The 15,556-nt window shown below is 69.4% G+C and carries 10 protein-coding genes; 2 read left to right on the top strand and 8 right to left on the bottom strand.

Annotation, left to right across the window (positions count from 1 at the left end):
* Positions 1-45: 45 nt before the first annotated feature.
* The gene (locus tag OG344_RS15630; RefSeq protein ID WP_405088835.1) at positions 46-1,590 is read left to right on the top strand and encodes a penicillin-binding transpeptidase domain-containing protein; all 1,545 of its coding nucleotides are present in this window, start codon (positions 46-48) and stop codon (positions 1,588-1,590) included.
* 134 nt (positions 1,591-1,724) lie between these two features.
* Here OG344_RS15630 and OG344_RS15625 read toward each other — a convergent pair whose 3' ends face one another.
* From OG344_RS15625 to OG344_RS15590, 8 genes are all read right to left on the bottom strand, one after another.
* Positions 1,725-2,510 (bottom strand): thiopeptide-type bacteriocin biosynthesis protein, encoded by a 786-nt coding sequence (locus OG344_RS15625; RefSeq protein WP_405088834.1) that lies wholly within the window; start codon positions 2,508-2,510, stop codon positions 1,725-1,727.
* Between the two features lie 9 nt (positions 2,511-2,519).
* Positions 2,520-3,593, bottom strand: coding sequence for a lanthionine synthetase C family protein (locus tag OG344_RS15620; protein WP_405088833.1), 1,074 nt, complete (start codon positions 3,591-3,593; stop codon positions 2,520-2,522).
* Positions 3,590-6,337 (bottom strand): lantibiotic dehydratase, encoded by a 2,748-nt coding sequence (locus OG344_RS15615; protein ID WP_405088832.1) that lies wholly within the window; start codon positions 6,335-6,337, stop codon positions 3,590-3,592. The genes OG344_RS15620 and OG344_RS15615 overlap by 4 nt, the downstream gene beginning before the upstream one ends.
* An 83-nt stretch (positions 6,338-6,420) precedes the next feature.
* The gene (gene fxlA, locus OG344_RS15610; RefSeq protein ID WP_405088831.1) at positions 6,421-6,552 is read right to left on the bottom strand and encodes an FxLD family lanthipeptide; all 132 of its coding nucleotides are present in this window, start codon (positions 6,550-6,552) and stop codon (positions 6,421-6,423) included.
* Between the two features lie 14 nt (positions 6,553-6,566).
* Complete coding sequence (gene fxlM / locus OG344_RS15605; RefSeq protein WP_405088830.1) at positions 6,567-7,799, bottom strand: methyltransferase, FxLD system; 1,233 nt, start codon at positions 7,797-7,799, stop codon at positions 6,567-6,569.
* Positions 7,800-8,035: 236 nt separating this feature from the next.
* Positions 8,036-9,238 carry a helix-turn-helix domain-containing protein gene (locus tag OG344_RS15600; protein WP_405088829.1) on the bottom strand — a complete coding sequence of 401 codons (1,203 nt, stop codon included), beginning with the start codon at positions 9,236-9,238 and terminating at the stop codon, positions 8,036-8,038.
* Positions 9,239-9,495: 257 nt separating this feature from the next.
* Entirely contained in the window at positions 9,496-10,077 is a 582-nt protein-coding gene (locus OG344_RS15595) for an NUDIX domain-containing protein (protein WP_405088828.1), read from the bottom strand.
* A 195-nt stretch (positions 10,078-10,272) separates the two neighbouring features.
* Positions 10,273-10,992, bottom strand: coding sequence for an HAD family hydrolase (locus tag OG344_RS15590; protein ID WP_405089100.1), 720 nt, complete (start codon positions 10,990-10,992; stop codon positions 10,273-10,275).
* A gap of 395 nt (positions 10,993-11,387) precedes the next feature.
* On the opposite strand from OG344_RS15590, the gene OG344_RS15585 reads away from it, so the two are divergent.
* Positions 11,388-15,518: a LamG-like jellyroll fold domain-containing protein gene (locus OG344_RS15585; protein WP_405088827.1), complete on the top strand. Its 4,131-nt coding sequence runs from the start codon at positions 11,388-11,390 to the stop codon at positions 15,516-15,518.
* Positions 15,519-15,556 lie beyond the last annotated feature (38 nt).

Below are 15,556 nucleotides of genomic sequence, written 5' to 3'. Positions count from 1 at the left end.
GCCGGTCTGCTGCTCTTGACGCGCACTCGAATCCAAGGGGGACGCATGCGAGAGCGAAGGCGAAGGCGGTGGCCGTACGTCACGGCGGGGGTGCTCGTTCCGGTGGTGGCCGCGGGGGCGACCATCTGGGCGCTGCGCACGAAGGGCTCGCCCGAGGAGACCGCGCGTGACTTCCTCGCGGCCTGGTCGCGCTCGGACTACGCGGCGATGCGCACGCTCACCGCTGACCCGCCGGCCGCGTTCGACAGCACCTACCGCCGCTTCCACGACGACCTGAAGCTGACCGGGCAGCGGTTCCAGGTGACGGGCGTCCAGGAGGAGACCGTGCGGTTCCGGGCCCGGCTCACCGGCCCGCTGCCCGTCGCGTACGACGGGAGGCTGCGGCTGGTCGAGCGCGACCGCGCCTGGAAGGTGGCCTGGACCCCGGCGGCCGTCCACCCGCGGCTGACCGGCGGCGTACGGGCCAAGCTCAGCACGGTGCCCGCCGAGCGCGCCCCGACGACCGCCGCTGACGGCACCCGCATCGACACGCCGGACACTCCCGGCTCCGTGCGGCAGCTCGTGGAGGGGCTGCGCGAAGGGTACGGCTCCCGCCTGACCGGGACCGCGTCCGCACGGGCCGACCTCGTCGACACGCAGACGGGCGCGAGGGTCGTCACCCTCGCCGAGGGCGGGGCGAAGCCCGGCGAGCCGCTGCGGACCACGCTCGACCTGCGGGTGCACCGGGCGGGGGCCCGGGCCCTGGACGGCGTGGACAAACCCGCCTCGCTCGTCGCGCTGCGCCCGTCCACGGGCGAGGTCCTGGCGGTGGTGAACAAGCCGGGCGGCTACAACCGCGCCCTGCTCGGCGCGTACCCGCCCGGCTCCACCTTCAAGGTCGTGACGGCCTCGGCCTTGGTCGCCGGTGGCGTCACGCCGGACCAGAACGTCGAGTGCCCGGCCGAGAAGACGATCGGCGGCTTCCCGTTCCACAACGCCGAGCACCACGACTACGGCACGCTGCCCTTCGTGGACGCCTTCGCCCACTCGTGCAACACGACGTTCGGCGAGATGTCGGTGCGGCGTCTCGGCGCGGACCGCCTGGCCAAGGTGGCCGCCGACTTCGGCTTCGGCGCGAGCATCAAGATCGGCGTGCCCGCCGTGGACGCCGCCTTCCCCGCGCCGCGCGACGACACCGACCTCGCGTCCGCCGCCATCGGCCAGGGACGCGTCCTGGCCAGCCCGCTGAACATGGCCGCGGTCGCGGGCGCCGTCGCCGCGGGCACCTGGCGGCAGCCACGGCTGGTGCCGGCCTCGCTCGTCCCGGACGGCGGCACTCCCCCGCGTACGCTCGAACCCGCGGTGGCCTCCGCGCTGCGCCGCCTCATGCCCGCCGTCGTCAGCGAGGGCACCGCGAGCGGCGTGTCCTTCCCCGCCGGCACGGCCGGCAAGACCGGGACGGCCGAGTACGGCTCCGGGACCAACCCGCCCACCCACTCGTGGTTCATCGGCTACCAGGGCGACCTGGCCTTTGCCGTGGTGGTCGAGGGCGGCGGCACCGGAGCCCAGGTGGCCGCCCCCGCCGCGGCCCGCTTCCTCAACGCCCTGTAGCCAGGGGCGCCCAGCGGAAGAGCAGCTAATCGTGGGGCAGGCGGGTCGTTCGACTGAACTGGAGGTTGGCAGCGGCGGTTACAACGCGTCGCTGCTACGCGAATGACCCGCTCCTGGGCGCTGCCGGCTGACGGTCAGGGGCTTGTGCCCTTCGGCCGAGGCCCGGCACCGAACACAGCTTCTTTCGCGACTTGTGCGAGCATGGCTTGTCCTGGGCCGGGGAGCCCGATCCGGTTCCAGTGGTGGATCACGTGCAGTGCGGTCACTGCGCGGATTCCTCGGGTGAGATCGCCGCGCTCTCTGATCTGCCGTAGCTCGGAGCCTGCTTTCTGAAACGCGGCCAGCCAGTAGTCAGGGAGAGCGCCTGGGCGGGTGGTGCCGAGCAGGAGTCGGCGGACCGCGTTGGTGAACTCCGCCCATGTGGTGGGGTCGAGTGTTTCTCCGAGTAGAGGCGCTCGCTGCTCGGCGACCTGTGCCCACACATCACCCTGTTCGATAAAATCCAGACCTGCGGCTCGCATGAACGTGGTGAGCAAGATGAGAGAGCATTCCCGCCGGTCGAGCGCTTCTCCGGAGAGGAAGGCGACCATGTGGCGGCTGTCGTCATGGAATAGCGTGTGAGCCGCTGTCATGCTCTCGGGGCCACCAAAGGCGTGGACCTCTGGCTCGTAGATATCGCTTGTCCACCTCATTCCGGCGCCGAGCAGGTCGCGTACCGGGTCGGTCCGCGTCGGGTCTGAAAGCCGGTAGCGGACACGCCACGGACCTTTGCGGATAAACCACCATGCGGTGATCGTTCCAGAGCCTTCAGCGGCGGGGAGGATGCGGGACAGGTGGGCGGAGGCTTGCTGTTCGCGGTCGCGGCCGTCACCGGGATAGGTGATGTTGATCTGCCGCCACCGCGTGTTGGTGTCGTCCATGGTCGTCTTTCAGATGAGCAGGAGGCAGGCGTCCCAGCCGGTGGTGATTGTTGCGGTCTCGACCAGCGTGATGCCTGCTGTTCCCTCCAGGAATCCGAAGGGTTCGTCGGAGGACGTCGGCGTGTGCCGGTGTTTCTTCTCAATCAGGGCGAGGGGAATCGGGATACGGGCGTCGGCGGCGATGCGGCGGGCGGAAGCCAGGAGTCCTGCGGTCCCGTGGCACAGGCCCCGGTCGGTGAGGCGGATCAGTTGATGGGGGTCACTCACGCACGCGCTGAACGCGGCTTCAGCGGACTCCTGACGTGCAGGGTCGGTGATGGCGAGGGCGGCGAGTTGGCAGGCGCGGGCGACGCCCGGGGTGCCATAGCACCAGGACGGGCGAAGCGGGCCGGCCTGGGCGGGCTCTGCGCGTTCGAGGTCGGCGAGGGTGATGGTCTGCGGCCACCAAACGGTGCCGTCATCGGTTTGGCGTCGCCAGGCATCCAACCATTCGAGTATCCGTCCCATCGCCTCGATATGGCCGTCGACGTGGACGCCATCGAGGCGGCTGAGGGCCAGGAGGGTGAGAGGGCCGGTGATGCCGTGCGCGATGCCGTGGTTGCCGTGGCCGCCGGGTAAGTCCTCACGGTGCGGTCCGTGGCGGCACCACCAGCCGGGCAGCGGTCCGATCGGATCGGTGAGGCGCACCAGATAGGTCAGCACCTCCCGGAGCAAGTCGACATTACCGGTGCGGCGAAGGGCGACGCCAAGTCCCGTCAGTCCGCGGATCAGGTCGTACTCGGCGTACTCCGGCCGAAGGCGCTGGTCGATGCGGCGATGGGCGGTCTTCAGACGGTGACGGGTAACCGTCGCGGTCCCTGCCGCGGCGGCGGCTTTCGCTCGGGCGAGTCCTGGCTGGTCCGATGCGGCGAGAACGAACGCGAGGGCAGGAGCGCCGTAATAGAGGCTGGCAGCGTCGGCGACGCTGACGCCGGCGGCGACGGCCTGCTCCAGCTCCGCGTACGCCGCCTCCCACATGCCTCTCTCCAGATGGAGGAGGGCCCTGCCCGCCGCTCCCTCGGCGAGTGACTGTCCGGCCGTCATGAGGTCCCCGTGGCGAGGTTGGTCTGAGCGACGGCACGAGCCAAACGCAGGCAGTGTCGTTCGGACGCGATGTCGACACCGATCACGCGAGCGTGGTGCAGATGCAGCAGGTCGGCCAGCACCTGGTCGGTGTCCAGGCCGTCTCGGCCGGCGAGGGTCTCGTAAAGTGCCAGCGCTGTGGCCAGGTCGTCGTCTCCGTAAGGACGGCGGGACTGGGCGAGCTGGGCAGGCGCCAGGCGCGGACCGCTGCGGTGGGGCACGTGGTCGACGAGCCAGCGCGCACCGTTGCCGGTGAACCCGTGGGCGATGGCGATCATCCCCGCGCCTGCGGTGGCCTGCCGGTCACCGGACAGCCGTTGCAGGGCGGCCCGGGAGTCGGCTGCGAACACAGCCTCGGCCGCCGTGAGCGTCGCTCCGATTCCGTAGCGGGCCTCGGGCCGATAGGTGGCCAGCGTGTAGTCGGTCAGCAGGCCGTCGTCGTGCAGGCGCTCCGCCAACAACGCGAGATCGCGGGCGATGCCGGCGAATCGGTCAGTGGCGCGCAGCGGTATTCGTAGCCGCAGATGTGTTTCGGGGTGGGGATAGCGAAGGAACCACCACCCCGCCGGCAGCTTGGGGACTTCGGCCAAGTGAGCGAGGATGTGGTCGGCTTGGCCATAGAGGCGGGCGTCCAGCCACCGTGACAGGGCGGGCCGATGCTGAAGGGTGCTGGCGGGACGTACCAGCCGGGTTGGCGGTCGATGGACCGGTGAGCTGCGGGTGAGAGTGAGCAGGATTTCGGCTGGCCTGTCGTCGATCCAGCCGGACGGCCCGTCGGCCTCGACAAGAACGGCACTCGCGTGCCGGTCCAGGTGGCTCCGCAGCAGCGCCAGATGGGCATTCTCGTCCAGGTCGAGGCGCAACCGGACATCATTCGCGCCGATCATCACCCTCCGCGGCAACCGGTGCCGTTCGCGGTGCCGTTGCCAGGCTGCCCGCCACTGCGGCCACGTCGCGGTGCGAGCGGGGAGCGCGGTCGCGGGGATGGTCCAGCGGGCCGGGTGCAGGATCGAGCGCCCTCGCCGGATCCGTGGCAGGAACGGCAGACCACTGGCGCGCCCCCAGTCGAACCGACAGCATGGAGCCGTCCACGCCGTCCAGATCTCCGTCAGGAACCGGATGAGTGGCTGCTGCTGGGTCGGCAGGAGCACACAGTTGACCAGCAGCGGCTCAACCGGCCGCCCGGTGGCGCGAGACATCAGCCACAGCCGCTGACCGTCGCCCACTACAGCAAGATCATCCAGCGTCCACGACTGACCGTGGTGGAAGTCTCCGACGGGCAGAACAGGCAGCAGCTCGGGAGTGCGGGCGAGGGCAGCCAAGCGAGCGTCGAGTGGAGGTCCGGACAACTGAACCGTGTCCGCCCCGGGCATGGCAGTCGGCAGGCTCGCGTAGACGTGGCGGAAACGCTCCAGATCGGGAGGGGCGAGCAGATGGAGGAACCGGGCGGCCGCGACTCCTGCGTGACGGGCCCCGCTCACCACCGTCAGAGTGAATGCGCCACGTTCGAGGTCCCGTGGTGTACCGGCGGCCAGGGTGAAACGCAGTTCGGTGTGGGGGATTGGCGGACGGTCGTCGTCGCCGCGCAGCGATCCGATCAGAGTGTCGTCGAGTACCACTTCAGCGCATTCGTCCAGGGCGGACTGCTGGGCGAGTGCCACGAGAAGCGTGTCGCGGGCGGTGAACACTCTTGGCGCACGGCGGCTTGAGCCGCGATATCCCGCGGGGAACCCGAGAATGTGCAGGACGTCGCGCAGCGGCACGGCTGCGCCCGGCCCCCACCGTTCGATGAAAGCGCGATGGTAGGCGGCCCAACCGGGCAGGTGTGGTGCGACGGCGACGAGCGCGGAGGCGGCCGACTCAGCCTCACGAATCACCGCGGGCGGCAGCGTCACCGAGCAGTCGACCCGCAGATCCAACGCGACCCTCTCGTCAGGGCCGGGAAGGTCCATATAACAAGCCAGGTGCGCGGCCGGGTCGGTCACAGTCATCGGCGGCCGGACCGCCGACAGCAGCACCCCCGTGTTCACCAATGTGACCAGCAGCCCTTCGGCAGCCGACCTGTCGATGCCAAGTTCCTCGGCCACCTTCGCCGTCAGTTCTCCGAACGCGATCGGGGCGCTGGCCGCCTTGACCGCCACCCGCACCGGAGTAGTCAAATCGATCTCGGCATCCCATACCTTTTCGTCCTCGGTTCGGACGCAGGGCAGCACCCACATCCCGCCACGGGCGTACCCCAGCGCGTTCGTCACCACTGCGACAGTGCGGAGTGTGGGCAGATCCTGTTCGGCTACAGCCGTGCACTCGGCGATGTAACGGTCGTCTGGGCGGGCCACGTCGTGATGGCGATTCCCCCAGCGGACCGCTGCACGGGCGCCGAGCTCGGCCGCAGCCACGCCGGCGAACCTGCCAAATGGCGTCGCGCGGGTCGTCCACCTCAGCAGATACCGGGCCGTCGCCTCCACCAGGCGCCGTAGTCTGCGCGTCTGGACCGGTTCATGGGCCAGTGCCCGGGTGACCTGGGCGGCCAGGTGCGGCGCGGCCTGCTCGACGGCGGCCGCGAACTCCGGCAGCATCCACACTTTCCGCAGCCAATCCAGCCACTGCTCGGGATGGTCCAAGGTCAGGTCGGGCCACGCGGGCAGTGTCAGTTCTGGGGGGTAGGAGGCGGCTCGGATCAACACCGCGTCCGCCGCTTGGAGCATCTCTCACTCCGCGTTCCGGGGCCTGGACGGAAGGAAGGGGAGGGCCCGGCCTCTGGAGGCCGGGCCCGATGGTTGGGCGGGGTTCAGCGGGAGTCGCCGCCCGAGCAGGCGTCCGATCCCGTGTTGCCCGAGCCGCAGTCGTCGTCGGTGCTGGTGGCGTAACCGCTCGCGGCGGGCCCGGCGTCGACCAGCCGGAGGTTCAGTTCGTAATCCATCAGAGTTTCCTTTCTCATCGGGGGGTGAAGGCGAGGACGAGGCGGCTGTGCCGCTTGTCCAGAACCACCCCGTCCGGCAGGTCGCCGTCGGGGATATGCGCGGGAAGGACGTGCAGCACCGGGCACGGGCTGCCCGAGTCCACCCACGCGCGCATGTGCTCGACCATCCGCCCGGCCGCCGCGACGGCCTCGATCCCATGCGCGTGCGCGCCGAGATCGAAAAGCCTGCCGGTCCAACGAAGGGCCGACCGGTAGGCGAACGTGCCATCGTGGAGGGTGGCAGGAGTACCGAAACGCCAGGAGGGTGCGACGATGCCGGACGCGACGGCCGCCTCCTGCGCTGACAGCACCACGAACTCCTGTACCTCGCGTACGAGACGGGTCGCCAGCCACAGATCCAGGTCGGCCAGGACGGTGCGGGGCGGCAGGCTCAGCCCGGCCCACGCCTCCTCGCGGGGCATGGTGAGGAGGCCGGCGACAACGGCGGGATCGATCTGCTGGCCTTCGTCCAGCCGTAGATGAACACCATCGCCGATGTCGACGTACCGCATGTCGTGGGCTCCGGCGCCCTGCATGGGGACGAACCCGCACTGGCGGTGGCTGTAACTGACCAAGCGGTGGCCGTGACGTCGCAGCGCCCAGGAGCGGGTCATTCCAAAAGTACGAAGTGGTACGACGAGAACACCGTCTTCGGTGAGTTGGTCGCACCACGCGGGGGCGACGTCCCACGCCCCGGCTGTGACGATGATCAGGTCGTAACGTCGGCCGGGCTCGATCGGCTGCTCGGCGTCCGCACACACCACGACGACGTCGTTGTAACCCGCTGCCTCCAGGCAGGCGGCGGCCCGGCCAGTCACGTCAGGGTCGATGTCCACGGTCGTGACCGACCCGGCCGGGCCGACAAGTTCACGTAGCAGCGACGCGTTGTAACCGCCGCTGCCAACCTCCAGTACGTGCCGACCCTCCATGCGGCCAAGCGCATCCACCGCCTGACCGAGCATCTCCGCGATCAGGAACGGAGCCGACACCGAGCTGATGCTCTCCTTACCGACCCGCTTGGTGATGATCGCGGTGTTCTCGTATGCCTCCTCCAGTGGGATACCCGGCGTGTACAGCTCACGGGGGACGGTCCGCATCGCGGCCTCCACTTCGGGACGCAGGTCCAGACCCTTCGCGCGATGATCCGCTGCCAGGCAGTCGACCAGCTTGTTGCGGAGACTTTCGCTGGCTGTCGTGCCGACGCTCATGACGGTGCCCTCTCCCGATGCAGGTGGGCCGCCGCAGCGCCGGCGGCCTCTGACTGCCCCCGCGGTGATCCCGGTGGCGGACTCTCATGCTGACGACCGGCGAACCGTTCTCAGTCGAACGACCCGGCCTGCCCCCACAATGAGCCAGGCGGCCGCGAGTGTGAAGGCACGCCATGTGTCACTGAGGTGACCATGTGGCGTGAAAGCGATACGGAGAGTATCAACGGAGAACGCTGTCAGGGAGCGGTGCGCGAGGCGCCGAGGATCGCGGCAAGTTTGCGGTAACGGGAGGCGGTGGGGTTGGCATGCTGGGCGCGGCGGGCGATGACCTCGGGAAGTGCCTGGTGGCGGGCCCAGCCGGGGCTGGCGGTACACACCTCCAGCAAGATGTCGAGGGAGGCATCCCATTGACGGGTCTCGGCGAGGGCGAGCGCGACATCGACGCGGAGCCGATTGCGGGCGGCGGGGGTGAGGGCGGAGGTGTCGCCCATCGCGGCGTAGGTCTCCAGGGCCTTATCAGGCCTGCCGGTCGACACCTGGAGGCCGACCGCTTGTGCTTGGACGGTCGCCGGGCCGAACGCCGTCCCGTTGACCGACACATCCCGGCCGATTCTCGTCGCGACCGCGTGCCCCTGGGAGAGCAGGTCGTCGGCCCGAGCCACGTTCCCGCCGCGGGCCGCCACGACCGCCGCGAACGTCACATGCCACCCGTAAGTGGCGAGCAGTGCGGGATCGTTGTCACTGTAGCGAGGCTCGATCACCACGTAGGAACGCTCGGCCGCAACCGACGCCTGGTCGAGTCGGGCGTCCCGCAGGTAAATCCACGACCGCCCCGAAGCGACCATCGCCGACCGCACCTCATCACCTGCGAGATCGGCCTGTGCGGCGGCATGCCCAATTCCGGCGTAGGCCAGGTCGCGCGCGCCGAACTGGTTGGCGACGTAGGACGCCAGCCGGTAGGCGTCGGCCATCAGTGACGCGGCTTCCCCCTTCCTCCCTGCGGGCATCGCATGAGTGACGGCCGCGGCCTGCCGGACGGCGACGGCCACCAACGCCCCCGCCGTGGCGTAGTACCCGGCGCGGTACCGGTCCCACGCCGCCACGAGTCCGGCCGTCAGCTCGCTGGAGGACACGGGTTCAAGGCCGTCACCGACTCCAGCCGCGGTGTCGTGGACAGCCCGCGACAGCTCTCGCAGCATCGCCCGGTCATTTCGGCGCATCGCTCGACGGGGCTCCTGCTGGCCGAGCACCACCGACACGTCCGTGTGCAGCGCGGCCGAGATCCTCAGAAGGGACGGAAGCCCGACCCCTAAATCTCGCTCGACTTTGCGGATCGTCGCGACCGACAGCTCAGTCGCCTCGGCTAGCTGTTCCTGAGTCAACCCCGCGCGCAGAATTTTGATCCGCTCGCCAGTCGTATAGTCACTCCACCGGGTCATCGGCCTGCCCTCTCCTCCCGCCGGATGCCCGGCGTAGCCGGCTCTCACCCTTTCAAGGAAGCGCGCACCGTTCATACCCAGTATGCGGACGAGGCGTACAGAATGTGTTGCCGACAGTCATATCCACAGGGCGGCCCTGAGCTGTGAGACCTGGGCGTCGAACTGTCCCGCACCCGCGAGAAGAGGATGCCGGCAGCAGAACGCAGGCGGCCATGGTCAGCAGGAACGGTTGTGGCTAGTCGAGACAGGGCGATCTCCTACCCTGCCTGCTCTCCCCGATAATGCTGAAAGAGCGCCAGCGCGGCGATCGAGGGTGCGTCCTTCAACGCACCAGTGCTGATCAATCGCCAGACCTGAGCCTCGGAAAACCAGTGGGTAACAAGGCCTTCCTCCTCTGGAGCGAGGTCGGGTTGGCCGCTTGTGAGGTCCGTCGCAAGGATGACGTGGAAACCTTGGTCGCAGTACCCATAGGCCTCGAACAGATGCCCGAGTGGAGTCAACGTCGCAGCGGTCAGTCCTGTCTCCTCGGCGAGCTCACCGCGTGCCAGCATCATCGGATCCACATTGGTCTGATCCTCCCAGGAGCCCTGCGGAAACTCCCAATAGCGCCCCTTGACGGGATAGCGGTACTGCTCGACAAGATGAAACCCATTGTGCTCGTACGGAATGATGAGCGCGAAATCAAGTTTCTCGACAACACCGTAAATTCCCTTCCTGCCGTCAGAACGGAGCGTTTCGTCCTCCCTGACAGTCATCCATTTGTTCGCATATACGGTCTTGGTGCTCGTGGCCACAAGTTCCTGCTCATACGGTAGCGGCAAAGGCGTGTCAGAGGACATGGTCATGACATTAATGGATCCAGTACGCCGGCCGCCATGCGCCTGTTCGAGCGCCACGCCGATGCCGCAATTGCAGGCGAACTTCCAGGTGTGCAACGGGGACGGCACGAATACGGCATCAAGCGCCCCCGCCTCATCCTCGCCCTCATTTCCTGACGAGAAAGGAGCCGTACGGCCGGCCGGGCACCGGGAGGGTTACCGGGGGGCGCGGCCGGCGGGGGTGGTGAGGCGGGCGACGGCGGCGACGACCTCGGAGGGGTTGGTGAGGTCGGGCAGCACGATGTCCGCGCCCGCCTCGTGCAGTTCGGCCGGGGTGGACCGGCCCGAGGCCACGGCGATCATCGCCGCGCCGCCGATCCGCGCGGCCTGGACGTCGCGGGCGGAGTCGCCGACCAGCACGGTGTTGCCCGCGGTGAAGGCGGCGCCGTGCCGATCCCTGGCCCGGCCCTGGGCGACCTGCAGCAGGGTGGCCTTGGGATAGACCTCCTCGCCATAGCCACCCACCTCGGAGTCGATCCACTTGTCCAGGCCGAAGGCCTTGAGCTTGAGGATCGCGTTGCTCTTGACGGTCCCGGTGAGCACCGACTGCACGACGCCGTCGAGGCGGGAGACGGCCTTGAGCGCGTCTTTGGCCCCGGGCATCGCGCGCCCCTCCCTGGTCAGGCGGTCGCGCCGTTCGGCGAAGCAGACGGCCAGCGCGTCGAGGAACCTCGGCAGGTGATGGTCCTCGACGGCGATGCCGTTGACGGCCAGGGTCTCGAAGACGATCTCGGAGTCGGGGCGGCCCGCAGGGGGCGCGAGTTTCACCAGCGGCCGTCCCGTCACCATCCGGAAGGCGGCCGCGTAGGCGTCGCGGGTGACGATGGCGACGTCGACGAGCGTGAGGTCGACGTTCCAGAGAACGAGGCGGTTGATCGCGGCCTCCGTGGGGGTGCGTCGGGGATCGTGCCCAGCGTACGGCCCACGGGCGGGGCACACGATGCCGCGGCCGCCACCGGTATACCGGCCGGGCGAGCCGGCGGCGGCGAGTGCGCGGCCGAAAATCGGCGCGACACCACACCGGACGGCCCGTTATCAACCATCGGGCATGACCGGAAAACGGCGGGGACGACATACGGAACAGCCGCAATCCCACCCCGGCGGCCCATCCGAATCAACTGATCCTAACCTCCTACGATCAAGCAAGACAAGATCTTGACAAGCCCAGTCACCGGGGGTTCCCTTAACGATCAGGGGGCCTTAACCGATTTATGTCCTTTCCTTGCGGTTCTTAGCTCTCGCCCCACCTTGTCCAGAATGAGGCGGAAGTCGTGTACCGAAAGCTGGGTTTCACAGTGCTGGCCGCGGTCCTCGCGACCGGCCTGACCGTAAACTCCGGGGGTGGGACCGCGGCGTACGCGGCTCCCCGTGCCGCACAGACCGACCCGCGGCCGTCCGACGGGACGGCTCCCACCGACGAGGCGGCCGGGCGGGCGGCCCGCGAGACCGGCCGTCCCGTCGAGGTCCTGGCCAAGCGCGGCGAGGACCGCGAGACCTACGCCAACCCCGACGGCACGTTCACCACGGTCGAGCACCTGCGCCCGGTGCGGGTGCGGCAGGGCGAGTCCTGGGTCACGCCCGACACCACGCTGGTCAGGCGGCCGGACGGCTCGATCGGGCCCCGCGCGAGCACGGTCGGGCTGTCGCTTTCCGGGGGCGGCGACGCGCCGCTGGCCCGGATCGCCAGGGCTGGCCGCGAGATGTCGCTGAAGTGGCCGGGCGGGCTGCCCGAGCCCGAACTGAACGGCGACTCGGCCACCTACCACGACGTCATGAAGGACGTCGACCTCGTCGTACGGGCCGACGTGGACGGCTTCGCGCACACGCTCGTCGTCAAGACCAGGGAGGCCGCCGCGGGCGGCGCGCTTGGCCGGCTCACGCTCGGGCTCGGCGGCGCGGGCGTCGGCGTGCGGACGAAGGAGGGCGGCGCCGTCGAGGCGGTCGACGCCGCGGGCGGCGGCGCGTTGTTCGAGGCGCCCTCGGCGGTCATGTGGGACTCCGGCGCACCCACCCCCGCGTTGAAGGCGGCCACCTCGGTTCCGCTGGAGCGCGGCCCCTCCGACACCTCGAAGGTCGCCTCCCTGAACGCGGCCGTGGAGGGCGGGAACCTCACGCTCACCCCCGACCGGGCCCTGCTCGACAACCCCGAGACCCGCTATCCCGTCTACATCGACCCGGTGTGGAAGACGGTCAAGGCGTCGGCCTGGGCGTACGTGTCGCGCACCTATCCCAGCCAGTCGTACTACAAGTTCGGCGGCAAGGCCGACTCGGGCATGGGCCTGTGCCAGGGCGATTCCAAATGCGCGCCGTCCGATGTCAAGCGCATCTTCTACCGCATGCCTACCAGCGCGTACTCCGGCAAGTACATCATCTCGGCCGACTTCGTGGCCAAGGAGACCTGGTCGTACTCGTGCGACGGCCGCACCGTGCAGCTGTGGCGCACCAAGGGGTTCGTGGAGAGCTCGACCTGGAACTCCACCAAGGACAACTGGACGGAACACCTCGACACCCGCGACGTGGCCAAGGGCTGGTCGTCGAGCTGCCCTGCGGGCGACGTCGAGTTCAACGCGACCAAGGCCGTCAAGGACGCCTCGGCGGGCAAGTGGTCGACCACGACGTTCGGCCTGCGCGCGGGCTACGAGACCGACCCCGGGGGCTGGAAGCGCTTCGCCGACGACGCCTATCTTCGGGTCAACTACAACACCCCGCCGCCGCAGCCGAAGATGTCGGACCTGTCGATGAACCCCGGCGGCAAGTGCGTCTACTCCCCCGCGCCCGCCGTGCGCGTGCCGCCCACCATCTCGGCGGTCCTGCACGACGCCGACTCCGCCGACGCCAAGAAGGTGTACGCCGAGTTCGGCGCGACCTGGGACGGCGCGCAGAAGTGGTCGTCGGGCAAGATCGGCCCGAAGACCACCGGCTCGACCTTCCAGGTGACGCTGCCGTCCTCGATCCCCGAGAAGAAGACCATCAACTGGTACGTCCGCACCTGGGACGGCTACCAGTACAGCCCGTGGAGCTACGCGGGCGACGCCACCGCGTGCTACTTCAGCTACGACAAGAGCGTGCCGGCGGCTCCCGTGCTGTCGTCCACGGCGTACCCGCAGTCGGACCCGGAGAACGAGGACGACCCGTGGTACGACGGCGTGGGCCGCTACGGCCGTTTCACCGCCACCTCGTCTTCCAATGACGTGGTGAAGTACTGGTTCGGCGTGAACTCCAACCCCACCTCCGCCAACGAGCGCAAGCCGTCGGCCACGGGCGGGCCGGTGACCATCGACATCGCGCCCGAGCACGCCGGGCCGAACTACCTCACGGTCAAAGCGTTCGACGCGGCCGGCAACTCCAGTGAGATCGGGCGCTACGTGTTCCGGGTGAAGGCGGGCTCCCCGGCCAAGGCCCAGTGGGCGCTGGACGAGCCGATCGACTCCCCGCAGGTGACCGACGTCTCGGGCGCGTACCCCGCGACGGTGTACGGCGGGGTGACGCTCGGCGTGGACGGCGTCTCGAAGACCGCCATGCAGACCAACGGCACCACCGGCTACGTCAGGACCGCCGGGCCGGTGCTGAACACCACCGCCGGGTTCGCGGTGTCGGCCTGGGCGCGGCTGCCCTCGACCAAGCCCGGGCACGCCGCGATCATCGCCACCCAGATGGGCGGCCTGCGCAGCGGGTTCGAGCTGTACTACTCCTCCAGCTACGACCGGTGGGTCTTCAACCGCTACAACAACGACACGACCGACGGCTCGATCACCCGGGCGGTCGGCGCCGCCGCGCCGCAGGGCGGCGAGTGGGCCCACCTGGTCGGCGTCTACGACGCGGTGGCCAAGACCATCACGCTGTACGTCAACGGTCAGCCGCAGGCCACGACGGCCTACACCACGCCGTGGAACGCCACCGGCCCGGTGCAGATCGGCACGGGCTGGTACGGCAAGCTCGACGCGTTCTTCCCCGGTGAGATCGACGACGTCCGGCTCTTCGACCGCATCGTCACGCCGGAGGAGGTCGGCAACCTGTTCACCCAGCACCCGGTGGTGGCCGCGCGCTGGAAGCTGAACGACTCCGCCTCGGCCGTACGGGCCTCCACCGCCTACTGGAAGATGGACGAGGCGGCCGGGGCCGGGCGGGCGGAGGAGGCCGGCGGCCGCTACCCGGCCGGACCGGCGGGCGGCGTGACGTTCGGCGCGGCCGGGCGCTTCGGCAAGGCCGTGCACCTCGACGGGACCACCGGCTATCTCAAGACCACCGGGCCGGCCCTGCCCGACACCACCAAGAGCTTCTCGGTGACGGCGTGGGCGAAGCTCCCGGCGACCAAGCCGACCCACGCCTCGATCATCGCGACGCAGGCCGGCACCCGGCGCAGCGGGTTCGAGCTGTACTACTCCTCCAGCTACGACCGGTGGATCTTCAACCGCTACAACAACGACAACGACGACGACGTGATCACCCGGGCCCAGTCGACGGCCGTGCCCGAAGGCGGCGTCTGGACCCACCTCGCCGGCGTGTACGACGCGGCGAACAAGCAGATCCGGCTCTACGTCAATGGCAAGCTCAACTCGACGACGGCCTTCACCACGCCGTGGAAGGCCGGCGGCGCGGTGCAGATCGGGGCCGGCTGGTACGGCACGCTGAAGTCCTACTTCCCCGGCGACATCGACGACGTGCGGCTGTTCGACCAGATCATCAGCGACTCGGAGATCGCGACCCTGGCCTCCGGCGCCTCCCTCACCATCGCGGCCGACGACGGGCCGTCCGGGCGGCACGTCACGCTGAACGGCAACGCGAAGATCGACCAGGGGGCGGGCTGGGTCGGCACCCCGCCCGGCGGGCTGGTGCTCGACGGCGACGGCGACTACGCCGCCACCTCCGTCCCGGTGGTCCGCACCGACGAGAGCTTCACGATCGCGGGCTGGGTGACCACCGCGGGCCGGCCGTCCAGGGCCGCGGCGGTCTTCAGCCAGGAGGGCTCGGTCAACAGCGCGTTCACCCTGCGCTACCGGCCCGACGCGGGCGACCCGGCCAACGCGGGCGGCTACCAGATCGAGATGCCGGACAAGGACGCGAGCGGCGCGGCCCGGCCGACCGCCGAGCACTCGGCCTTCCAGTCCGGCTTCGACTGGGACCACGTGGCGATCGTGTACGACGCCTTCCAGGACGAGATGCGGCTCTACGTGAACGGCGAACTGGAGCAGGTGGAGGACACGGTGTCCTGGCGGCACAACGTCATCGGCTTCAACGCGGCCAAGGGGCTCCAGCTCGGCCGCAGCAAGGCGGACGGCGCGTGGGGCGAGTACTGGCCCGGCGTGATCGACGACGTGTGGGCCTTCCAGGGCATCGCCACCGAGGAGCAGATCCAGATGCTGGCCGGCGGCGCCGAACTGGCCACCGACTCGAACTTCTGACAGCAGGCGACTCGAACTCGAACCAGGCCCGGCCGCCG

It is taken from the genome of Microbispora sp. NBC_01389 (genome assembly GCF_045040095.1).
Taxonomy (GTDB): domain Bacteria; phylum Actinomycetota; class Actinomycetes; order Streptosporangiales; family Streptosporangiaceae; genus Microbispora.
The sequence above is the reverse complement of the archived record's forward strand: the minus strand, read 5'-3'. Positions and strand labels throughout refer to the sequence as shown.